A 23,817-nucleotide genomic window follows, 5' to 3' on the forward strand; every position below is an offset into this window, starting at 1 on the left:
TTTCAGTTTAATAGGCTGCACTGAAAAATGCAGCCTAACTATATCTTATTAAGGTGTAATTTTTTCAGGTTCAACAGGAACCACATTTTCGGATGGGTAGCAGCCTAATATTTTAATTGACCTAGTAATTGTTGAAAGTTCTCTTAAAGCTTGTTGCATATTATCTGAACGCAAGTTTGCATGAACATCGACATAAAACATCTCTTCCCAGGGTTTTCCATTAATTGGGCGTGATTCTAACTTGCTCATAATTATCTTATTATTTTTCAAAATAACTAATGCATCAACTAAAGCACCAGCTTGTTGGCCAGTGGTCAGAAGCAGTGTTGTTTTTGCAGGAACTTGTTCTGTGACTTCAATTGGTTGTGGTGCAACAACAATAAAGCGAGTCATATTAATTTGCTGATTAGCAAGGTTATGCTCTATTACACTTAAATCGTATAATGCGCCACCGGCTTCACTTCCAAGAGCTGCGACACTCGGTGAGTTTTGATCGGCAACCATTTGCATTGCGGTCGATGTGCTATCACAATATTTTATTTCCCAGTGTGGGAATTGCGCTAAGTACTGGCTACATTGCTGGAAAGGCTGTGGGTGGCTATAAACGGTTTTGATCTGGCTGAGATCGGTATTTCCTGTCGTTAAGAGGCAATGATTAATTGGGAGTCGAATCTCTCCGACGATTGATAATGACGTATTTTGCAGTAAATCGTAAACATCGTTAATTGCACCTGAACTGGTATTTTCTATTGGCAAAATACCGTATTCTGCTTGCCCATTTTCAACTAATGAAAAAATATCTTGGAATTTGTGGCAACTGCATTCAACCAACTGGTCAAAATGACGGGCTGAGTACTGGCGTGCAGCAATGTGTGAATAAGAGCCTTTCGGCCCTAAAAATGCGAAACGGGCAGTGTCACTAGGGGTTAAATTTAAATGCTTTTGTAAAATCGCCTGTTGTGTAAGAACAGAGTCCTCAATAATCATTTGAAATAAACGAGTAATATAAAAACCATCAAGTCCTAGAGGTTTGCCTTTGTTAATTAAAACATCCAAAAGCAGGCGTTCACGGTCTTTATCGCGAATCGGGCGGCTATCATCAATTTTTGTTTCAGCAACTTCAACAGCATAACCACGGCGCTTTGCTAAAAGATTGAGTAACTCACTATCTAGTTGGCTTATTTTTTCTCTTACTTTCAATAAATTAGTGCTGTTTTCCATTCTGCCCACCCCTGTTAATATTATGATATAAAAAAAGCCCCCTAGAGGGGGCTTTTTAATTTTGTCTTCTTTTCTTTCTCGAACGACAAAAGCCCCTAATTAGGCGTTGCTAAAGAAGAAAAAGAAAACAAAATTAAGATTCATATGGATACCTTTCGTCAGATTCAATTTAAATAAACCCGATACTCACTCAGAAGTCAATAGATAAGGTTCAGAAACATAAAAAACGCGCCCATAGTGAGCGCGTTTATAAGGTTCAAGATTAGTTGATAGATAATATAAAATTATAACGTAACAGTATTATTCGCTTCTTTTACACTATTATAGGCTCTTCTTGATTCTCCTTTATGTTGCACTTTATTGAGTTGTCTTTCGAGTTTGTTAATTAGTTCATTAATTGCAACGTACATATCTTCATGCTTGGCACTTGCGACCAATTTTCCTGTCGCTGTTTTTATGTTGGCATCAACCATAAAACCTTGTGGCTCTTTTGATAATACAACATGGGTATTTATCAGAGATACTTGCCACTTGTCGAGTTTTGTTAGACGGCTCTCAATGTGCTCACGAATCGCTGGGGTAATGTCCATTTGCTTGCTAGTAATGTTCACTATCATATAGTTACCTCTCATTGTTTCCGTCTTTGTTGAGTTCAGAATACCTGTTCTTGCTAAGAAAAAATTGATGTAGATCACATCTCATTCAGGGGAAGAGTTGCACCCATCCGAAGTGTGATTTCACGTAAAAAAGGGGCGAAAAAGCATTGCCAAGATGAATGGTTTAAGGGAAACTGATTGGGTTGGCTAACGGAACGGTTATTGGCCTGAGCTTTTTTTGGGTTAAAATTAGTAACTTAAATGAGCAAGCAACTAAATCACTGCTAACAAAGAAAAACAGCAGCCATGGCTGCTGTTTTAGATCTTACGATGGTATTATTGTGGGTTTGCAGCAATAATACTCGCAACTTTATTCGCTTCTTGGTTTAGCCCCATCTCATTATAAGCAATTTCCATGTATGCTAAGGCATTACGTGTTGCTTCTGTGTCTGGGTAGTCTTTTAGCATTTGTTGAACACGATTAACAACCGCGACATAAGCACCGCGTTTGTTGTAGTATTCGACAACAGAAAGGTCGAATTTCGCTAAGCGGTCTTTTAAGAAGACTAACCGCTTACTCGCATCATTGGAGTATAGGCTGTTAGGGTAGTAGCGCACTAGCTGACTGAAATCTTTGAATGCAACTCGTGCATGCTGTGGGTCTCTGTCTGAGCGGTCGATACCAAAAAGGCCTTGCAATAAGCTATCATCCAGAGCCATTGCGGTTAAGCCTCGCATATAGAGGACATAATCAATATTTGGATGAGTTGGATTCAAACGCATGAAACGGTCAATCGCGGCTATCGCCATTGGCAGCTCTGCTGATTTATAATATGCATAAATCAGGTCTAATTGAACCTGTTGAGCATATGGACCAAATGGATAACGGTTATCAAGAGCTTCAAATTGTTTAATCGCTGCTTTAAAATTGCCGTCCTGTAACTTTTGCTGACCCGTTGCATATATTTCAGCAGGGGAGCTATCAGGGCTGACTTCAGGAGTGCTGGAACAGCCGACTAAAATCAGGCTCAACGTGGCTGCAGCCACCAGATTTTTCATACGTATCATCACGTGTAGGTTATCCTCTGAGTGTTTCGAGGGAGTCTATCCATAAGGCTCCCGGCAAAATTCGAGTTACAATAGCATATATTTTAAATGAAACGGCGCTGCCGTCAAAATACAAACACCAAAAAGTAGATTAATTTATGGCTCAACAAGTACAACTTAGTGCAACTATCGCTGAATCACAGCTTGGTCAACGTTTAGATCAGGCTTTGGCCGAATTGTTCCCTGATTATTCACGTTCTCGCATAAAAGAATGGATTTTAGCTGATAGAGTGCAGGTTAATGGCAAAGTTATCAATAAGCCAAAAGAAAAAGTTTTCGGCAGTGAACAAATTTTAATCGATGCCCTCATTGAAGAAGATAATCGCTGGGAACCACAAGATATCCCACTTAATGTGATTTATGAAGATGAAGATATCCTAATTATTAATAAACCACGTGATTTAGTTGTTCACCCTGGTGCAGGGAACCCTGATGGCACAATTTTGAATGCGTTGTTATATCGCTATCCTGAAATTGCAGATGTGCCAAGAGCCGGTATTGTTCATCGTTTAGATAAAGACACCACTGGCTTAATGGTTGTAGCAAAAACAGTTCCTGCTCAAACCCACCTCGTCGAAGCATTGCAACGTAGAGAAATTACGCGTGAATATGAAGCGGTTGCGGTAGGCCGTATGACAGCGGGTGGCATGGTAGAAGAGCCTATTTCACGTCATCCTACCAAAAGAACGCATATGGCTGTTCATCCAATGGGGAAACCTGCGGTAACGCATTATCGAATAATGGAGCACTTTAGAGCCCATACTCGGTTACGTTTACGTCTGGAAACGGGGAGAACCCACCAAATCCGTGTTCATATGGCCCACATCAATCATCCATTAATTGGTGACCCTTTATACGGTGGCCGTCCGCGTCCATTAAAAGGGGCGACAGAAGAATTTCTGGAAGTGATGCGTAATTTTGATAGGCAAGCACTGCACGCCACCATGTTACGCTTATATCACCCAATTTCAGGTATTCAAATGGAGTGGCATGCACCGTTACCTGATGATATGGTTAAGCTTATTGAAGCTCTAAAAGCAGATACTGAACTGTATAAAGACGATATGGACTGGTAATGAATACATTGATTTTCCCTGATTGGCCACAACCTAACAATATAGCTAGCTGTAGTACAACGCGTGCTGGTGGAGTGAGCCTGCCACCTTTCGATAGCTTGAATTTAGGTGATCATGTTGGGGATATCCCCAATGCCGTCAGTGAAAATCGTCAGCGTCTTGAAAAACTTGCTCAGTTACCGCAACAGCCTGTTTGGCTTGAGCAAGTTCATGGGACGGATGTACTCGATCTTGTTGGTAAGAAAGTTCACAATAGGCAAGCAGATGCCGTGTATAGCAATCAGGTAGGGCAAGTTTGCGCTATTATGACAGCGGATTGCTTGCCTGTGTTATTGACTAATCAAGCAGGAACGGAAGTGGCAGCAGCCCACGCAGGGTGGCGCGGGCTATGTCATGGGGTTCTTGAAAATACAGTTGCTCAATTTATTAGTCCTGCAAATGAAATTATTGCTTGGCTTGGTCCCGCTATTGGTGCTGAGAAATTTGAAGTCGGTCAGGAAGTCAAAGCGGCTTTTGTTAATCAATCATCTGATTTAGCCTCTGCTTTTATTCCTTATAATGATAAATATCTGGCTGATATTTATTTATTAGCACGTAAAAAACTACAGGCTGCTGGCGTAACGAAGGTCTATGGTGGTGATTTTTGTACCGTAACAGACAAAAACAGATTTTTTTCCTATCGAAGAGAAGGAAAGACTGGCAGGATGGCCTCGTTGATATGGATAAATACCTAGTTTTGGTTTTTTATTCTAAATTAACGAATATAACAAAAATAATTCCTTGCAAAACTTGAATATTTAAAAACTGACCTCATCTAGTATCCAGTAGCAAATTTAATCTCATTTATTGGAGGTGTTATGCGTCTGGACCGTTTAACGAATAAATTCCAGCAAGCTCTCGCTGACGCCCAATCACTAGCCCTTGGGCGCGAAAACCAGTTTATCGAACCTATTCATCTATTAAGCGCCCTTTTTAATCAAGAGGGTGGCACCGTTCGTCCATTGCTGACGACGTTAGGCGTGAATGCCGTACAATTTCAGCAAAAAGTCGAAGATGCATTAGGGCGTTTACCTCAAGTGCAAGGTGTAGCAGGCGATGTTCAACCATCAAGTGACTTAATACGTCATTTGAATTTATGTGATCAGTTGGCACAAAAGCACGGAGATGAATTTATCTCCTCAGAATTATTTCTTGTCGCTGCTTTAGAAGCCAATACGACATTAGCAGATATGCTCAAAGCTGCTGGTGTTAATAAAGATAATTTAAAAAAGGCAATAGAACAGATGCGTGGTGGAGAAAAAGTGAATGACCAAAGCGCTGAAGACCAGCGCCAAGCCTTGAAAAAATACACTGTTGATTTAACCGAACGTGCAGAACAAGGCAAATTAGACCCAGTGATTGGTCGAGATGAAGAAATTCGTCGGACCATTCAAGTACTGCAACGCCGTACTAAAAATAACCCAGTGCTGATTGGTCAGCCAGGTGTTGGTAAAACAGCCATTGTTGAAGGGTTAGCACAACGTATTGTAAATGGTGAAATACCTGAAGGGTTAAAAAATAAGCGCGTACTATCCCTAGATATGGGGGCGCTGATTGCAGGTGCGAAATATCGTGGTGAGTTTGAAGAGCGTTTGAAAGCGGTTCTAAATGACCTTGCTAAACAGGAAGGTAACGTCATTCTGTTTATTGATGAGTTACACACCATGGTTGGTGCAGGTAAAGCCGATGGTGCGATGGATGCGGGTAACATGTTAAAACCGGCTCTAGCTCGCGGTGAATTACATTGTGTTGGTGCAACCACATTAGATGAATATCGCCAATACATAGAAAAAGACCCAGCTTTAGAGCGTCGTTTCCAGAAAGTGTATGTGGCAGAGCCATCGGTTGAAGACACAATTGCCATTTTACGTGGTTTAAAAGAGCGGTATGAATTGCATCATCACGTACAGATAACAGACCCAGCGATTGTGGCGGCAGCAACGTTATCGCATCGGTATATTACTGACCGTATGTTACCTGATAAAGCAATTGACTTGATTGATGAAGCGGGTGCGAGTTTACGTATGCAAATGGATTCGAAACCTGAATCCTTAGATAGGCTGGAACGTCGTATTATTCAGCTCAAACTCGAACAGCAAGCATTGAAAAAAGAATCGGATGACGCGAGTAAAAAACGTCTTGAAATGTTAGAAGAAGAGCTCGCTGAAAAAGAGCGTGAGTATTCTGCGTTAGAAGAAGAATGGAAAGCTGAAAAAGCATCATTAACGGGTACTCAGCATATTAAAGCTGAACTTGAAAATACACGTATAGAGATGGAAAAAGCACGCCGTATGGGTGATTTGGCAAAAATGTCCGAATTGCAATACGGTAAAATTCCAGAATTGGAAAAACAGCTGGAAGCAGCAACGAAAGCTGAAGGTAAAAGCATGAAACTGTTACGTAACAAAGTAACAGATGTCGAAATTGCTGAAATCTTAGCGCGTTGGACAGGTATCCCAGTATCTCGAATGCTAGAAAGCGAAAGAGAAAAACTGTTACGCATGGAACAGCAACTCCATCAGCGTGTTATTGGGCAAGACGAAGCGGTCGTTGCCGTATCGAATGCAATTCGTCGTAGCCGTGCAGGGTTATCTGACCCAAATCGCCCAATTGGCTCGTTTATGTTCTTAGGGCCAACAGGGGTAGGTAAAACTGAGTTGTGTAAAGCGTTAGCAAACTTCATGTTTGATAGCGATGATGCAATGGTTCGTATCGACATGTCTGAATTTATGGAAAAACATGCGGTATCACGCTTAGTGGGCGCACCTCCAGGTTATGTCGGTTATGAAGAAGGTGGGTATTTAACCGAAGCTATTCGACGTCGTCCATATTCCGTCATTTTATTGGATGAAGTTGAGAAAGCACACCCTGATGTTTTCAACATTTTATTACAAGTGCTTGATGATGGACGTTTAACAGATGGGCAAGGTAGAACGGTAGACTTCCGTAATACGGTGATCATTATGACATCTAACTTGGGTTCTGACTTAATCCAAGAAAGATTTGGCATGATTGGTTATTCAGAAATGAAAGATATGGTCATGGAAGTGGTATCCCATAGTTTCAGGCCTGAATTTATTAACCGTATCGATGAAGTCGTCGTGTTCCATCCATTAGGTAAAGAGCAAATTACGAATATTGCCAATATTCAACTGGCTCGTTTATACAAACGTCTTGAAGAGCACGGTTATGAAGTCAGTGCGACACCTGCTGCACTGGAGAAAATTGGGGAGGCTGGTTTTGACCCAATCTTTGGAGCAAGGCCATTGAAACGTGCAATTCAGCAGGAAATTGAAAACCCTCTGGCACAAGAAATCCTGTCAGGTAGGTTATTGCCAGGTAAACCAGTCATTTTAGATGTAGAAAATGACGAAATCATTGCTAAACAGTAATTGATATTATTGTAGAATTAAAAGGTGGCTATCATTAGCCACCTTTTTTATATCAAATTACGTATAAAACCGCTTTTTTTGGTTGCGAGTTAGCCGTAAAGTATAAAATATAGTCACTTAAGAGTTTTTTTCAAAAAAAACACTTGCTAGATTTTTCTGACTCCCTATAATGCGCCACCACTGACCGGGAACAAGACAACGCAAAGCGCGATGAACACTGAAACGGCAGCGAGAGATTCTGAAAAGAAAAAGCAAAAAATTGCTTGACTCTCACGGAGGAAAACGTAATATACGCCTCCTCGCGACAACGACCTCGAAGTCGAAAATCGAAAGATTCAGTCGCAACGCTCTTTAACAATTTATCAGACAATCTGTGTGGGCACTCACAGGACACTATCAAAAAAATATTTGATTTTAAGTCTTGAAGAGTGACTAACACGTTAATTCATATATATGAAATAAGGTAGTAACGCTTATTTTGGAAGGATAACGCGAAGGCAAGCAGAGATAACCCGAGGCAGTACTTAGGTACGGCGAGGGGAAGCGATGCGAAGCCGACAAAGTTAGCCGAACAAAAGAACGTTACGGTCAGTAAGACATTCTTTGAGCATCAGACTACTTTTAATTGAAGAGTTTGATCATGGCTCAGATTGAACGCTGGCGGCAGGCCTAACACATGCAAGTCGAGCGGTAACAGGGGAAGCTTGCTTCTCGCTGACGAGCGGCGGACGGGTGAGTAATGTATGGGGATCTGCCCGATAGAGGGGGGTAACCACTGGAAACGGTGGCTAATACCGCATAATCTCTTAGGAGCAAAGCAGGGGAACTTCGGTCCTTGCGCTATCGGATGAACCCATATGGGATTAGCTAGTAGGTGGGGTAATGGCTCACCTAGGCGACGATCCCTAGCTGGTCTGAGAGGATGATCAGCCACACTGGGACTGAGACACGGCCCAGACTCCTACGGGAGGCAGCAGTGGGGAATATTGCACAATGGGCGCAAGCCTGATGCAGCCATGCCGCGTGTATGAAGAAGGCCCTAGGGTTGTAAAGTACTTTCAGTCGGGAGGAAGGCGTTGTTGCTAATATCAACAACGATTGACGTTACCGACAGAAGAAGCACCGGCTAACTCCGTGCCAGCAGCCGCGGTAATACGGAGGGTGCAAGCGTTAATCGGAATTACTGGGCGTAAAGCGCACGCAGGCGGTTGATTAAGTTAGATGTGAAATCCCCGGGCTTAACCTGGGAATGGCATCTAAGACTGGTCAGCTAGAGTCTTGTAGAGGGGGGTAGAATTCCATGTGTAGCGGTGAAATGCGTAGAGATGTGGAGGAATACCGGTGGCGAAGGCGGCCCCTGGACAAAGACTGACGCTCAGGTGCGAAAGCGTGGGGAGCAAACAGGATTAGATACCCTGGTAGTCCACGCTGTAAACGATGTCGATTTGAAGGTTGTTCCCTTGAGGAGTGGCTTTCGGAGCTAACGCGTTAAATCGACCGCCTGGGGAGTACGGCCGCAAGGTTAAAACTCAAATGAATTGACGGGGGCCCGCACAAGCGGTGGAGCATGTGGTTTAATTCGATGCAACGCGAAGAACCTTACCTACTCTTGACATCCAGAGAACTTAGCAGAGATGCTTTGGTGCCTTCGGGAACTCTGAGACAGGTGCTGCATGGCTGTCGTCAGCTCGTGTTGTGAAATGTTGGGTTAAGTCCCGCAACGAGCGCAACCCTTATCCTTTGTTGCCAGCGATTCGGTCGGGAACTCAAAGGAGACTGCCGGTGATAAACCGGAGGAAGGTGGGGATGACGTCAAGTCATCATGGCCCTTACGAGTAGGGCTACACACGTGCTACAATGGCGTATACAAAGAGAAGCGACCTCGCGAGAGCAAGCGGAACTCATAAAGTACGTCGTAGTCCGGATTGGAGTCTGCAACTCGACTCCATGAAGTCGGAATCGCTAGTAATCGTAGATCAGAATGCTACGGTGAATACGTTCCCGGGCCTTGTACACACCGCCCGTCACACCATGGGAGTAGGTTGCAAAAGAAGTAGGTAGCTTAACCTTCGGGAGGGCGCTTACCACTTTGTGATTCATGACTGGGGTGAAGTCGTAACAAGGTAACCGTAGGGGAACCTGCGGTTGGATCACCTCCTTACCATTGAAGTGTTTTTGTGAAGTGCTCACACAGATTGTCTGATGAAATAGAGTAGCGGTATCGATAGGCTTGTAGCTCAGGTGGTTAGAGCGCACCCCTGATAAGGGTGAGGTCGGTGGTTCAAGTCCACTCAGGCCTACCACTTTTCTCTTATGCTGCGTTATGGCTCAGCTCGTTTACCCAAAAGTAAACTTCGCTAACCCACGCCTTGCCTAAGAAAAAAGACCTCCGAATAAGAAAGTCTTATTAGGAGATTAATTGATACCGAAAAATACCTTTATGGGGCTATAGCTCAGCTGGGAGAGCGCCTGCCTTGCACGCAGGAGGTCAGCGGTTCGATCCCGCTTAGCTCCACCATAAATTTTTCTGATTATTCAGAATAGATTAGTCAACTAGTCTATTGCGAATAATTATGCTCTTTAACAATCTGGAACAAGCTGAAAATTGAAAACAACGCACATTGTTTATCGCTTAAACAATGTGAGAGTCTCTCAAAAATCTCAACTTGAATAGTGTACTTTGAACTATCGAGTCGACGAGCGAAATGAGTTCAAGGCAGCCCGCGCACAGCAAGCGCAGCGTACTTTAAGTACGTGAGCATTGCGCGCACGGACTAACGCCGAAATCATGAAGCACAGTCACTCGTTGTAAGAAGACACCTTCGGGTTGTGAGGTTAAGCGACTAAGCGTACACGGTGGATGCCTAGGCAATCAGAGGCGATGAAGGACGTGCTAATCTGCGATAAGCGTCGGTAAGGTGATATGAACCGTTACAACCGACGATTTCCGAATGGGGAAACCCAGTGCAACTCGTTGCACTATCGTTTGATGAATACATAGTCAAACGAAGCGAACCGGGGGAACTGAAACATCTCAGTACCCCGAGGAAAAGAAATCAACCGAGATTCCCCTAGTAGCGGCGAGCGAACGGGGAGCAGCCCAGAGTCTTAATCAGCATTAGCATCAGGAGAACGGTCTGGAAAGTCCGGCAGTAAAGGGTGATAGCCCCGTATCCGAAGGTGTTAGTGTTGTGAACTCGACGAGTAGGGCGGGACACGTGTTATCCTGTCTGAATATGGGGGGACCATCCTCCAAGGCTAAATACTCCTGATTGACCGATAGTGAACCAGTACCGTGAGGGAAAGGCGAAAAGAACCCCGGCGAGGGGAGTGAAATAGAACCTGAAACCGTGTACGTACAAGCAGTGGGAGCCCCACCACCAAAGCATTTTCTGGTGTTGAGGACAACTTTGAAGTGACATTCAACACGCGTTGGCGGAGCGCTTTTTGCGACGCCCAACACACAAAACAAGCAGTGAATGTGCTTTGGGGTGGGGTGACTGCGTACCTTTTGTATAATGGGTCAGCGACTTATATTCTGTAGCAAGGTTAACCGTATAGGGGAGCCGTAGGGAAACCGAGTCTTAACTGGGCGAATGAGTTGCAGGGTATAGACCCGAAACCCGGTGATCTAGCCATGGGCAGGTTGAAGGTTGGGTAACACTAACTGGAGGACCGAACCGACTAATGTTGAAAAATTAGCGGATGACTTGTGGCTGGGGGTGAAAGGCCAATCAAACCGGGAGATAGCTGGTTCTCCCCGAAAGCTATTTAGGTAGCGCCTCGTGAACTCATCTTCGGGGGTAGAGCACTGTTTCGACTAGGGGGTCATCCCGACTTACCAACTCGATGCAAACTACGAATACCGAAGAATGTTATCACGGGAGACACACGGCGGGTGCTAACGTTCGTCGTGAAGAGGGAAACAACCCAGACCGCCAGCTAAGGTCCCAAAGTCATAGTTAAGTGGGAAACGAAGTGGGAAGGCTCAGACAGCCAGGATGTTGGCTTAGAAGCAGCCATCATTTAAAGAAAGCGTAATAGCTCACTGGTCGAGTCGGCCTGCGCGGAAGATGTAACGGGGCTAAACTATGCACCGAAGCTGCGGCAGCGATATGTAAATATTGTTGGGTAGGGGAGCGTTCTGTAAGCCTGTGAAGGTGTACTGTGAGGTATGCTGGAGGTATCAGAAGTGCGAATGCTGACATAAGTAACGATAATGCGGGTGAAAAACCCGCACGCCGGAAGACCAAGGGTTCCTGTCCAACGTTAATCGGGGCAGGGTGAGTCGACCCCTAAGGCGAGGCAGAAATGCGTAGTCGATGGGAAACGGGTTAATATTCCCGTACTGGTGATAATTGCGATGGGGGGACGGAGAAGGCTAGGCTATCCGGGCGACGGTTGTCCCGGTTTAAGAATGTAGGCAGGTGAATTAGGCAAATCCGGTTCACTACATGCTGAGGTTCGATGACGAGTCACTACGGTGATGAAGTAGCTCATGCCCCGCTTCCAGGAAAAGCCTCTAAGCTCTAGATTATCATTAATCGTACCCCAAACCGACACAGGTGGTCAGGTAGAGAATACTCAGGCGCTTGAGAGAACTCGGGTGAAGGAACTAGGCAAAATGGTGCCGTAACTTCGGGAGAAGGCACGCTGGCGCTAGGTGAAGTCCCTCGCGGATGGAGCTGAAGCCAGTCGCAGATACCAGCTGGCTGCAACTGTTTATTAAAAACACAGCACTGTGCAAACACGAAAGTGGACGTATACGGTGTGACGCCTGCCCGGTGCTGGAAGGTTAATTGATGGGGTTATCCGTAAGGAGAAGCTCTTGATCGAAGCCCCAGTAAACGGCGGCCGTAACTATAACGGTCCTAAGGTAGCGAAATTCCTTGTCGGGTAAGTTCCGACCTGCACGAATGGCGTAATGATGGCCAGGCTGTCTCCACCCGAGACTCAGTGAAATTGAACTCGCTGTGAAGATGCAGTGTACCCGCGGCAAGACGGAAAGACCCCGTGAACCTTTACTATAGCTTGACACTGAACATTGAGCCTTGATGTGTAGGATAGGTGGGAGGCTTTGAAGCGTGGACGCCAGTCTGCGTGGAGCCAACCTTGAAATACCACCCTTTAATGTTTGATGTTCTAACGTTGCCCCGTTATCCGGGGTGCGGACAGTGTCTGGTGGGTAGTTTGACTGGGGCGGTCTCCTCCCAAAGAGTAACGGAGGAGCACGAAGGTTGGCTAAGCATGGTCGGACATCATGCGGTTAGTGCAAAGGCATAAGCCAGCTTGACTGCGAGAGTGACGGCTCGAGCAGGTACGAAAGTAGGTCTTAGTGATCCGGTGGTTCTGAATGGAAGGGCCATCGCTCAACGGATAAAAGGTACTCCGGGGATAACAGGCTGATACCGCCCAAGAGTTCATATCGACGGCGGTGTTTGGCACCTCGATGTCGGCTCATCACATCCTGGGGCTGAAGTAGGTCCCAAGGGTACGGCTGTTCGCCGTTTAAAGTGGTACGCGAGCTGGGTTTAGAACGTCGTGAGACAGTTCGGTCCCTATCTGCCGTGGGCGTTGGAAGATTGAAAGGGGCTGCTCCTAGTACGAGAGGACCGGAGTGGACGCACCACTGGTGTTCGGGTTGTCATGCCAATGGCATTGCCCGGTAGCTAAGTGCGGAAGAGATAACCGCTGAAAGCATCTAAGCGGGAAACTTGCCTTGAGATGAGTCTTCCCTGACCCTTTAAGGGTCCTAAAGGAACGTTTAAGACTAAGACGTTGATAGGTTGGGTGTGTAAGCATAGCGATATGTTGAGCTAACCAATACTAATGAACCGTGAGGCTTAACCTGACAACACCGAAGGTGTTTTAGAGAGACAGAGTTGTTTTCGATAGAGAGTGAGAAGCCGAAAGGTGAAGGACACACAGCTTGTTTGAGATTGACGTTCTGGTTTAGTGTATAAAAGTGACATTAAACGGGAACAAACAGAATTTGTCTGGCGGCAATAGCGCGGTGGTCCCACCTGACCCCATGCCGAACTCAGCAGTGAAACGCCGTAGCGCCGATGGTAGTGTGGGGTCTCCCCATGTGAGAGTAGGGAACTGCCAGACATTAATTAAAAGTTTATTGCTCAATAGCAGTAAGCTGCCGAAAGGCAAAAGAATAAGTGGAGCGGTAGTTCAGTTGGTTAGAATACCTGCCTGTCACGCAGGGGGTCGCGGGTTCGAGTCCCGTCCGTTCCGCCACTTATTTAAAGCCCCGTGATGAAAATCACGGGGCTTTTTTACATTATTAACATATTGAATTTTATGGATAATGACCCATTGTGGCTTGGAGCGTTATTTGAGGAAAACACAGTCTTACGTCTGCTTTAATTGGTTCTACAACTATATTATTAAATCGTTTTAGGATAGAAAGTAACTGTTCACTATTTGGGGGGAGAATTTAAGCTATATTAATATCAAATATACGCTTTAAGGCTTTTTTACCATCCGAAGTAAAAGTAACTTCTCTATAGCCTTTTGTTTTATCTATCCATTTGTTTTCTTCAAAGAATTGTAGCAGTAATGATCCTGCGAGCCCTCCTAAGTGCATACGTCTTTCACTCCAATCTAAACAAGCACATGCTATTTTCCGTTTTGTATGAGGAACAATATCTATCCCCAATTTTTTGAATTGGTCGGTACCAATCATCGATAATTTATTTTCTTTAGCTGTAAACCAGCCATTTTTATCCATAAATTCGTAGATCTGAACGGCAATTTCTCCTGCTAAGTGGTCATAGCAGGTGCGTGCTTTTCGTAGATGTGTAGGTGTTGTTATTGGGTGGGTATACTCTAATTTCATAGATACCCCCATTAATGTTTCTAATAATTCGGCAATGTCTGAGCCAGCAAGTCGATAATAGCGGTGCCTTCCTTGAGATAGACAACTAATTAAGTGGCTATTTAAAAGCTTAGCTAGATGTGCACTTGTTGTTGATGGCGCTATATCTGCAACTGCGCTTAATTCAGTTGCTGTCCACGCTCTGCCATCCATTAATGCACACAAAATGCTGACCCTTGAAGGATCAGCAATTGCAGAAGCAACTTTTGCGATGGATTGTTCTAATGGTTCTTTTTCTTCAATGAGGATGCTATTTTTGCTGGGTATCATGGTAGGCTTTCCCATGGTTTTGTTACTTCAGCAGTTACTATATCATTGTCTGTTATTAATATTAGCCTGTTATTGTGGTCGCTATATTGGACTAAGATATTAATGTGGTGAAGCGCGAGTTGCGAAACAATTTCGCCGAGCTCGCCAGGACGCTCTTGCTTTAATTTGCGGATAACCGGTTGTGTAATACTCTCAATCTGTAAACCCACCGTTGCTAAGGCACTACGCGCTTTTTCTGGCTGGGTAACAAGAAAATGCGCGTGGCTTTTTCCTTCGATAGAAAAAACACCACCGCCTTCAAGACCAACACCATGTTTCCCTAATGTTGTTGCCAATAGTGCTAAAGTTCCCACTTGGTTTTCAAGAATAACATGAATGTCATACATCGGAACTATCCTCTTTATTGAATGAATAATCCTTTAGTGTATGGGCAATTCGAATTCGATAATGAGAAAAAATGGCTTGCTGCCCTTCAACTTGTGCATTGATATGCATGAAGTGGTTTTTCCATTTTTTTATAGCTTCTTCTGTTTCCCACCATGAAAGTGAGAGGATTTTTCCTTCTGTTGTGACAGATTGAAAACGCTCGACAGCAATGAACCCTTCAATGTTCATCAGTTCAGATTTAAGTTTGGCTGCCAATTCGAAATAACGGTCTTTTTGCGCAGGTATTGGGATGGCTTCAAAAATAACGGCAATCATAAAACTCTCCTTAATGTAGATGGCTCAACTATAAGGATTTAATTGATAGTTACTTCGATGGTGAGCGAAATATTGAAAATAGGAATGTAAAAGATTGGAAAAAGAAAGGTGAGGATCATTTGAAGGATTGATACATGCTATATCCAGCGACTGCTCCGGCGACATCATAGGCAAAATCATGCCAACTCCAACCGGTGCCCGTAGGCCTACTATCATAAAGCTCTTTTGCTACGCCAAGAGATACAGAAAAAAGAATACCGAATATGGCTGCATCACGGTGTTGTATATTTTGTTTATCTGCATAAGCATTGCTAGCGGCAGCCATAGCCGCTGAAAATGCAAAATGCTGAGCTTTATCTTTACCTTGCCAATTATCATTAGCCCAATGAAAACCATGACATCCAGCCAAAATAAACATAAATAAGCTAATGATTAGTAATTTGAGCATATTTGCTGAAATACCTAGAAAATTAAAGTTGCAAAATAAAAGCGCCACTGGTGTGACGCTTATTGTTTAAATTCTAAAGAATGCGGCTAATTAAGCGATCGACCCGTATTCGACGTAGCCGTCGGATTAATTTTTTCACTTTAACTGGATAGGTTTGAATGCTGTCCAGTTCACGATAATGGTTAACAACTTTTGTATGCGTTCGGATACACGCGAGTTCGTGGCTACGCTGTTCTTGCAATTGTTGTTTTGGATCGTGAATTAATACTGCATTTTCAAGATCTAAGCCCCATGCTCGAGGGTTTAAGTTATTACCCGTGATCAACTGCCACTGATTATCAACCCACATACCTTTTAAGTGATAGGTATTATCGCCATCTTTCCAGAGCCTGACTGTGAGTTGTTGGCTGTCAATAAAGCGTTGTAAGCGGCTGACAAAACGACGCAGATTAATTTCGTAGAGATAGGGTAATGCACCTATAATTTTAAACGGCTCTTCGGGAGGAATATAAAAATCATTGGCGGTTTTATCACCAATGATAATTTCAACCTGTTTACCATCACGCAGTAACCTGCTGATAATCCGGACTAAAACCGCGGGTAAATTAAAATAAGGTGTACAGATAGTTAATTTATTACTGGTCGAACCCATTAAGTGGGTGATGACTCGGTTTAAATCGTTTTTCTTACCAAGCCCGACAAAAGGGGTAACCGATAATGCGTCATTTGATGCATTTCCTGTAAATTGGTAAGAAGCTCCCCTTAAGCTTAAGCGAAATTGTTTGATTAAATGCTTAAATTCTGCTGTTTTAGGACGAGTTTCAGTATTGAGCAAATGAACCGCTTCGGCAGGCAATAATGATGCATCAATGAATTTTTTCATTGATGCGGTGAGCTGCCCATTTTTAATCAGGTGGTATCTGTCATAACGGTATCTATCATGACGTTGTAAATACACGTCATTAATACTCGCTCCGCTATATAGCAAGGTATCATCAAATAAAAAGCCTTTGAGGTGTAGTACACCAAGGGCTTCTCGTGTATTGACAGGAATACCATAAATAGGAATTTCGATATCAGGATAATGCTGAGCAACATCATAATACCAATCGGCATTAGTTGCATTTGCAGCAACGCCTATACGCCCTCGTTGAGCACGGTGCCAGTCTACGAGAATTTTGATATCCAATGATGTATTAGCTTGTTTTGCAGCATATAGCGCATGAAGTACGTCTTTGCCTGCATCGTCTTTCTCTAAATACAAAGCCGTTATGTAGATAGTATTTTGAGCTTGAGAGATTTGCTTAAGCAGTTCATCACGAAAATCTTCTGTCTTATATAGCGTTTTTACATCAGCAACTTCTTGAGATAGTTTTGGTAAACTGGCCAAATATTGTTGATGTTTTGCTTGTTTTAATTTTGACAACATCACAGTGTGAATTTTCTCTTATTAGTCCAATAGCAACTCGCTTTGCGCACATTTTTAAGCGAATGATCTGTGGATGATAGCATATTTAACCAAACCATTTAGTATAAATTGACGACTTGTTTAATTACTATACAAATTGAGCCCTGTTCTTAGGGGTTTTTATAAATGAAGCGTCAGATTAACCACTCCATCTTCAAACTGAACGTCAATCTCAAAGCCCAGTTTTTTCGCTAGGCTTATCATATTACGGTTTTCAGGCATGGTTATTGCTGTTAGCTTTTTAATGCCGTGACTCCGAGTGTAGCTAAGTAGCTTTTGCATAAGTTGATAACCCAGTGTTTGCCCCTTCATATCGGAGCGAACCAGTACTGCAAATTCGGCTTCTTGGTTATCAGGGTCAGCCATTGCTCGTGTGACCCCGATAATTTCAGGCGCAGTATTTGGGTTTTTTACCGCAACGAAAGCCATTTCTCGGTCATAATCAATTTGGGTCATATTGGCGAGGTCATCATGGGTAAATTCGCTGATCTCGCTAAAATAGCGATAATAAAGATCCTCTTTTGTCACTTGTTCTATAAAGGATTTTAGCAACGGTTCATCTTCAGGAAGGATCGGACGTAGCAAGCACGTAAGATCTTCTTTTAAATGGATTGTTTCTTCTAGTTCACTAGGGTAAGGCCGGATCGCTAGCCTTGATGTGGTCGCATCATCTGTTGGGCTTAATGTCATTGAGACATCAAGTAAAGTGAATTCATCCCCTGAAGCGAGCAATGGGTGGATGTCTAACCTTGTAATATTTGGGCAATCTATAATTAAATTTGAAACGCGCACTAATAAAGCTGACAGCCCTATAATATTTAAGGGTTCTAAAGCGCTTCGAGATTTGATTTTATAACTTTTGATAGCATTAATAACGAGGTAGCGAGCTAAAGCCATATTTAGTGGAGGAAGAGCAACTGCCGCTTGGCTCTCTTGTTGCCACTCAATGCCACCTTCTCCGAGCATGATAAGAGGACCAAAAACAGGGTCTAGCTCAACAGCGATTCTGAGTTCTTGAGCGCCAGCTCGATTTGCCATACTTTGTACTAATAGCCCTTCAATTCGAGCATTAGGAAAATTTGTTGAAACACGCTCCATAATCGCTTTCGCTGCATCTTCTACCTCTTTAGCATTGCGCAAATAGAGCATGACCCCTTGTACTTCTGACTTGTGTACAATATCAGGAGAACGCAGTTTCAAAGCAACGGGGTAACCAATTTTTTCTGCAATTTCAATGGCTTCATTGCTAGAGTGCGCTATCCATGTGGGTAAACTATTTAACCCGTAGGCTTTTAAAATAGGTTGAACTTCATGTGTATCCAGGTGCAACTTATTATTTTCCAATGCTTGCTGAATATATTCATGAGCCTGTTGTGTATTAGCGGTGATACCTACTGGAAGGGCTGGCGTTTCTTTTAATTGTTTTTGGTTGCGGCGATATTCCACCATATGCATGTAAGCGGTTATTGCCCCTTCTGGGGTACGGTAGGTTGGGATCCCCGCTTCACTAAATAGCCGACGAGATTCTTGAGATGAATATTCACCACACCAGTTAGTTAAGATAGTTAGCCATTTTCCGCGTGGGTGCTGTTTTATGGTTTTAATGATTTTTTCTGCCATGGTTTTGCTTTCAGTAATCGCACTGGGGGTGTGGATAAGCAATAAAGCGTCATGGTCGTGACTGTCGAGCATTTTGTTCAATACATTGATATAGCGCTCAACGGTGGAGTCATCTCCTAGGTCAATTGGATTTTTCGTCGATAAATCAAGCGGTAGAAGTGAACTTAATTCATTTTCTGTTTCAATACTTAACGTTGCAAGTTTGCCACTTCGCAAGAGAAGTTCATCGAGTGCCATCGCGGCAGGGGCTGAGCCATTGCTCATGATTGAAAGGCGTTCACCGCGTAATGGCGTCATGTAGCTTAATGTTTCGACAGCAGAAAACATTTCGTGAGTATCCTGTACACGAAGTAGCCCTGCACGCTGTATCGCAGCATCATAGGCAGCATCTAGGCTCGGTTTATCGCCTAGAAGTTCTTGTGCTTTGCGGGTTCGACCGCTTTTTATCACCAATATAGGTTTATTACGTGAGGCACTGCGAGATGACGATAAAAAGCGCCGTGCATCACTAATGCTTTCGAGGTACAACAAAATGGCACTGGTTTTGCTGTCACGCGCTAAATAATCGAGTAAATCGTCAATATCAATATCGATGCTATCACCCAAGGCAATAAAATAAGAAAAACCGATGTCTCGGTGCCTTGCCCAATCCAGAACGGTATTTGATACCGCAGCAGATTGAGAGATAAAAGCGAGTTTTCCTTTTAAGATTGGAATTGGCGAAAAACTGGCATTCAAGCCCTGCCAAGGGGCTAAAAAACCTAGGCTATTCGGGCCTAATAGGCGAATTTGATATTGCTGGGCAACTTTTTTTAATTCATTAAACTGAATTGAAGGGGACGATAAAATAATCACCACTTTACAGCCCGCTTCCCCTAATTGCTGTAAACAGGTGATATTACGAGAGTAATGAGTACAGATAACGGCAAGGTCAGGTTTGAGCGGTAATTTATCTATAGACGGATAGGCAAGCACACCAAGAACAGAGTCTCGGTTTGGGTTAACAGGCAGAATAGGGCCTTTAAAGCCACTGGTAAGAAGGTTTTTCATCATTACCGAACCTGCACGGCCCGGATTTTCAGATGCTCCAATGACAACGATAGACTTTGGCCTGAATAAAGATTCTAACTGACTGACTAAACCCATAGTTGATAACCCTTTGCTTTGCTGAACGAGATAAGCGGCCAATAGATAAAAATTGGCTGAGTAATACTTATGAATACTATGCCTTATCTTTGCGATTGCGCTAGTTTATCCGGTGAGTTTAGTTAATTTATACAAGCACGTTCACGTTTTATTAGCACGACGATCTAAAAGTTGTCATTTAATGGTACTGGGCTCGAAAAGAAAGAGGAAAACAGTACCAATAAATAGTTAGAGGTAGGATTCGGTAAGTAGCTTCTGTGCAATAGGGTGGTGTGGTTTTCCTTCAAGATATTTTTGACGGAAAAGATTGAAGTGGCTAAATAGTTGTTTTGACGCGTTTAAATCTCCCGCGAGTTCTAAAACGGTAGCGGCGACCTCAGCAGTACAATGTTGTTCTTCCCTTGATGGCGTACGTAGTAAATAATCCGTTCTTGCTTTGGTATTAATTGAAAGCATCGGAATATCATTAAGGTAAGGACTTTTACGAAACATTTTACGAGCTTCTGGCCAGGTCCCATCGAGTAAAACAAATAAAGCGGGTTTATCCGACAAAGTAGGTTCATTGACCACGACACGTTCATTTTGAGCGTAGCTTTCTGGAAAAATAAGGTAAGGTTGCCTTGTAGTGTCTTGCAATGCCGCCAGTAGTTGCGCATCAGGCTCTGTTCTTGACCATTGAAAGGCCAAAGTATCGGGTAAAATATCTGCAATCAGTTTTCCCGTATTACTTGGCTTGAATACTTCGCCATCAAACATAATCAAGCAGAATTGACTTTTTGCTTGTGACGATATGGTGTCTTGGCACAGGCATTGTGGAATAGGTAACAAGCAATATTGGCAACGTTTTACTCGGCAGCCCCGCGCTTTAAACGGTTTAGTCGATAACGCGAGGCGTTGTTGACGCAGGTGATAAACGGCATTCGGAGTCATGTTAAGTGATATTTTTTAGGCCTAAAATGAAAGCGCATATTGTACGCAAAACGATTTCTATACGATAGAAGTATATTCAATAACTTTTAGATGAGATAATAGTGTGAATCGGTAGCGTAGCCATGCAACATCATGTAATCTTCGCGCCATAGCTTAGTAGGGGATAGTGATGAACGACTCGAATGATTTTAGTGGTAAAAACGGCAAAGTAAAAGTGATGTATGTCCGCAGTGAAGAGCAGGGCAACACGACAGGTAATGATAAACGCCGAGGCGGTGGCCGTGATGATAGGTGTGGTAATGACAAACGTGGTGGCGATAGACGAGATGGTGCTCGCCAAGATCGTGGCGGTCGCTCAAATCGCCCTGAAGGCGGTCGTGAAGGTCGTCGCTCCGATAACCGTAATGATGCACCTCGTGAACGTTCACCTTGGCGCACTGTTTCTAAGCCAGATAGCGAAGAGTTAGCGAATGACCATGGTGGAATTGTCGGTAAGAGCCAAATTGACCCTGAACAATTGCGTAAGCAGCGCCAAGAAGAAACCCGTATCTATGGTGAGAATGCATGTCAAGCCATGTTTAAAAACCGCCCTGATGCGATTGTTCGCGCGTGGTTCTTGCAATCTGTCACGCCACGTTTTCGTGATGCATTAAAATGGATGGCTGCAAATCGCAAGGCTTACCACGTTGTCGATGATGAAGAGTTATCGAAAGCATCGGGAACTGAACATCATGGTGGTGTGTGTTTTATCATCAAAAAACGTGGTGGTATGAGTGCCGATGCTTACTTGCAGCAAGCGACAGGCAATGACTGTGTATTAGCGCTGGAAGATGTGGGAAATCCACATAATCTGGGCGGTATTATGCGTAGTTGTGCACACTTTGGTATCAAAGGGGTGATTTTGCAGGATGCTGGCATGCTGGAGTCTGGTGCGGCAATTCGTACCGCAGAAGGTGGTGCTGAGCACATTAAAGCGATTGATGCCGATGGATTAACGGACACTTTGGATAAATTCCGCAAAGCGGGTTATACCATTGTGACGACTTCCAGCCATAAAGGCAGCCAAGATCTCGCAAAAGCGAAGTTACCTGCCAAAATGGTCTTAGTTTTAGGCCAAGAAAGTGATGGTTTAAGTGATAGCACGTGGGACCAAGGTGATATGAGCCTGTATATCGGCGGAACAGGTAAAGTGGAAAGCTTGAACGTGTCTGTTGCAACGGGAATTATGCTGGCGCAGTGGTGGCAGCAGAACCAAGTTAAATAATACTTTTTCGTTATAAGATATCTAAAGCCATACATAAAAGGATGTGTTTCCTGCTATGTATGGCTTTTTGATATCTCTCATCAAGACGACTTAGTGGGATGGCCTCATTAATGAGCACCACCGTCTTTTGAACCCGCCCCAAATGGTGGCTTAGCGAACCAGACAATAACCATCAGTAGGATAAAGATCCCAGCTGAGAGCCAAAATATCTCATTGGCTGACATGATCAGCCCTTGGTCAGTAATGGTTTTAGCTAGGTAGGCTGCACTTTGCTGCTCATTCATACCCATTTTTGCCAGTTCACTGTACATCTGTTGGGCATTTGGGTTGTATGGGTTAACAAACTCAGCAAGGTTTTCGTGGTGCATTGACTCTCTTTGGGTCCACATGGTTGTGGTTATCGATGTCCCGATCGCTCCAGCTAAGGTACGTGTAAAGTTGGACAAACTTGATGCAGAGGCCATTTTTTCTGGTGGTAAGCCAGATAACGTAATGGTTGTTAAAGGCATAAAGAAGCAAGCGATGGCTAAGCCCTGCACAAATTGTGGCCAAGCGGCTTCAGCAAAACTCATTCCAGGTTCGAAAGTATAAGCACGCCAATAGTAACAAACGGCATAGATAATAAAGCTGAATGTAACTAAATAACGCATATCAATTCGGTTACCAAAGCGGCCTATAATTGGCGTAATCAGTAGCGGTAATAACCCTACAGGAGCAGAGGCTAACCCAGCCCAGGTTGCTGTATAACCATAAACCTCTTGCAGCAATTGTGGCAGTAAGACAATCGTCCCAAAATAGAGCATGTAAGCCAGACTTAGGGACAAACAGCCAATCGTAAAGTTGCGTTCTTTAAACAGGGACAAGTCGATGACAGGATGGTCGTCTGTGAGCTCCCAAACAATTAAAAAGGCAATTGCGACAACGGCAATAACGGTTAGGACGATAATTTCAGTCGAATTAAACCAATCCAACTCTTTGCCTTGGTCAAGCATGATTTGTAACGCACCAATACCGACAACCAAGAGTACTAAACCAATAGTATCAATACGCTGAATAGATATTTTAGTTTCACGGCCTTTTAAGGTATGCATGATGGCAAAAATAATCGCAATACTAAATGGTACATTGATAAAAAATATCCAGCCCCAATGGTAGTTATCACTAATATAGCCACCAAGAATAGGCCCACAAATCGGGGCAATCACGATAGTCATTGACCAAAGCGCGAGTGCCATATTGCGTTTAGCGGGAGGGTAATTATTAAGCAGCAGACTCTGGGACAAAGGAATGAGCGGCCCTGCAACTAAACCTTGTAAAACACGGAATAAGATCAACATCTCTAAGCTGCCGGAAATACCGCACAACCATGAAGTTAAAGCGAATAAGCCTGTAGACCATAAAAATAGCCTGACTTCACCAATCCTACGCGCTAACCAACCAGTAACAGGGATGGAGATGGCATTGGCAACACCAAAAGAGGTTATTACCCATGTCCCTTGTGAGTTGGATGCTCCTAAGTTTCCAGCAATGGTCGGAATAGCTACGTTAGCAATTGTGGAATCAAGAACTTGCATAAATGTTGCCAACGAAAGGGCAATCGTCATCCAGGCGAGTTTTGATCCCGTTAAAGGTGCTGTCGTCACGATTGCACC

Annotated in this window: 15 protein-coding genes, 3 tRNA genes, 3 rRNA genes and 1 other annotated feature; of the genes, 10 read left to right on the forward strand and 11 right to left on the reverse strand. The window is 43.7% G+C overall.

Going from position 1 to position 23,817, the window contains the following annotated elements; all coding sequences use genetic code 11:
* Positions 1–48 precede the first annotated feature (48 nt).
* From pheA to bamD, 3 genes are all read right to left on the reverse strand, one after another.
* The gene (gene pheA, locus M1E86_RS04715) at positions 49–1,221 is read right to left on the reverse strand and encodes a bifunctional chorismate mutase/prephenate dehydratase (RefSeq protein ID WP_426099266.1); all 1,173 of its coding nucleotides are present in this window, start codon (positions 1,219–1,221) and stop codon (positions 49–51) included.
* A 27-nt stretch (positions 1,222–1,248) separates the two neighbouring features.
* Positions 1,249–1,366, reverse strand: a sequence feature (Phe leader region).
* A gap of 139 nt (positions 1,367–1,505) precedes the next feature.
* Positions 1,506–1,838 carry a ribosome-associated translation inhibitor RaiA gene (raiA, locus tag M1E86_RS04720; protein WP_036958924.1) on the reverse strand — a complete coding sequence of 111 codons (333 nt, stop codon included), beginning with the start codon at positions 1,836–1,838 and terminating at the stop codon, positions 1,506–1,508.
* Between the two features lie 315 nt (positions 1,839–2,153).
* Positions 2,154–2,885 (reverse strand): outer membrane protein assembly factor BamD, encoded by a 732-nt coding sequence (bamD, locus tag M1E86_RS04725; protein ID WP_102139722.1) that lies wholly within the window; start codon positions 2,883–2,885, stop codon positions 2,154–2,156.
* 137 nt (positions 2,886–3,022) lie between these two features.
* Here bamD and rluD point away from each other — a divergent pair, with 137 nt between their 5' ends.
* The 9 genes from rluD to M1E86_RS04770 all read left to right on the forward strand — a co-directional run bounded on the left by rluD (position 3,023) and on the right by M1E86_RS04770 (position 13,677).
* Entirely contained in the window at positions 3,023–4,000 is a 978-nt protein-coding gene (rluD, locus tag M1E86_RS04730) for a 23S rRNA pseudouridine(1911/1915/1917) synthase RluD (protein ID WP_213912854.1), read from the forward strand.
* Entirely contained in the window at positions 4,000–4,734 is a 735-nt protein-coding gene (gene yfiH, locus M1E86_RS04735; protein WP_213912853.1) for a purine nucleoside phosphorylase YfiH, read from the forward strand. The genes rluD and yfiH overlap by 1 nt, the downstream gene beginning before the upstream one ends.
* Before the next feature lie 123 nt (positions 4,735–4,857).
* Complete coding sequence (clpB, locus tag M1E86_RS04740) at positions 4,858–7,431, forward strand: ATP-dependent chaperone ClpB (RefSeq protein ID WP_213912852.1); 2,574 nt, start codon at positions 4,858–4,860, stop codon at positions 7,429–7,431.
* Positions 7,432–8,053: 622 nt separating this feature from the next.
* Positions 8,054–9,592 (forward strand): 16S ribosomal RNA (locus M1E86_RS04745).
* Between the two features lie 65 nt (positions 9,593–9,657).
* Positions 9,658–9,734, forward strand: a tRNA-Ile gene (locus tag M1E86_RS04750).
* A gap of 139 nt (positions 9,735–9,873) precedes the next feature.
* Positions 9,874–9,949, forward strand: a tRNA-Ala gene (locus M1E86_RS04755).
* Between the two features lie 315 nt (positions 9,950–10,264).
* Positions 10,265–13,282 (forward strand): 23S ribosomal RNA (locus M1E86_RS04760).
* Positions 13,283–13,426: 144 nt separating this feature from the next.
* Positions 13,427–13,542 (forward strand): 5S ribosomal RNA (gene rrf, locus M1E86_RS04765).
* Together the 16S, 23S and 5S rRNA genes with 3 tRNA genes alongside form the textbook arrangement of a ribosomal RNA operon.
* Before the next feature lie 58 nt (positions 13,543–13,600).
* A tRNA-Asp gene (locus M1E86_RS04770) sits at positions 13,601–13,677 on the forward strand.
* Between the two features lie 199 nt (positions 13,678–13,876).
* On the opposite strand, the gene M1E86_RS04775 is transcribed toward M1E86_RS04770, so the two are convergent.
* From M1E86_RS04775 to M1E86_RS04805, 7 genes are all read right to left on the reverse strand, one after another.
* Positions 13,877–14,587: an ArsR/SmtB family transcription factor gene (locus tag M1E86_RS04775; RefSeq protein WP_125894254.1), complete on the reverse strand. Its 711-nt coding sequence runs from the start codon at positions 14,585–14,587 to the stop codon at positions 13,877–13,879.
* On the reverse strand, positions 14,584–14,973 hold the full coding sequence (locus M1E86_RS04780) for an amino acid-binding protein (RefSeq protein ID WP_125894252.1): 390 nt from the start codon (positions 14,971–14,973) through the stop codon (positions 14,584–14,586). The genes M1E86_RS04775 and M1E86_RS04780 overlap by 4 nt, the downstream gene beginning before the upstream one ends.
* Positions 14,966–15,289: an antibiotic biosynthesis monooxygenase family protein gene (locus M1E86_RS04785; RefSeq protein ID WP_102138272.1), complete on the reverse strand. Its 324-nt coding sequence runs from the start codon at positions 15,287–15,289 to the stop codon at positions 14,966–14,968. The genes M1E86_RS04780 and M1E86_RS04785 overlap by 8 nt, the downstream gene beginning before the upstream one ends.
* Positions 15,290–15,404: 115 nt before the next feature.
* Complete coding sequence (locus M1E86_RS04790) at positions 15,405–15,737, reverse strand: YfiM family lipoprotein (protein ID WP_213914217.1); 333 nt, start codon at positions 15,735–15,737, stop codon at positions 15,405–15,407.
* A 73-nt stretch (positions 15,738–15,810) separates the two neighbouring features.
* Complete coding sequence (gene pssA / locus M1E86_RS04795) at positions 15,811–17,166, reverse strand: CDP-diacylglycerol--serine O-phosphatidyltransferase (RefSeq protein ID WP_125894246.1); 1,356 nt, start codon at positions 17,164–17,166, stop codon at positions 15,811–15,813.
* 159 nt (positions 17,167–17,325) lie between these two features.
* Positions 17,326–19,971 (reverse strand): bifunctional acetate--CoA ligase family protein/GNAT family N-acetyltransferase, encoded by a 2,646-nt coding sequence (locus M1E86_RS04800; protein WP_125894244.1) that lies wholly within the window; start codon positions 19,969–19,971, stop codon positions 17,326–17,328.
* Between the two features lie 228 nt (positions 19,972–20,199).
* Positions 20,200–20,901: a tRNA-uridine aminocarboxypropyltransferase gene (locus M1E86_RS04805; protein WP_185746945.1), complete on the reverse strand. Its 702-nt coding sequence runs from the start codon at positions 20,899–20,901 to the stop codon at positions 20,200–20,202.
* A gap of 169 nt (positions 20,902–21,070) precedes the next feature.
* Between M1E86_RS04805 and M1E86_RS04810 the strand changes: the two genes are divergently transcribed.
* Positions 21,071–22,165 carry a tRNA/rRNA methyltransferase gene (locus M1E86_RS04810; protein WP_426099267.1) on the forward strand — a complete coding sequence of 365 codons (1,095 nt, stop codon included), beginning with the start codon at positions 21,071–21,073 and terminating at the stop codon, positions 22,163–22,165.
* A 107-nt stretch (positions 22,166–22,272) separates the two neighbouring features.
* On the opposite strand, the gene emrB is transcribed toward M1E86_RS04810, so the two are convergent.
* Positions 22,273–23,808 (reverse strand): multidrug efflux MFS transporter permease subunit EmrB, encoded by a 1,536-nt coding sequence (gene emrB, locus M1E86_RS04815; RefSeq protein ID WP_125894240.1) that lies wholly within the window; start codon positions 23,806–23,808, stop codon positions 22,273–22,275.
* Positions 23,809–23,817 lie beyond the last annotated feature (9 nt).

This window comes from Providencia sp. PROV200, from assembly GCF_049901995.1.
Lineage (GTDB): Bacteria > Pseudomonadota > Gammaproteobacteria > Enterobacterales > Enterobacteriaceae > Providencia > Providencia rettgeri_E.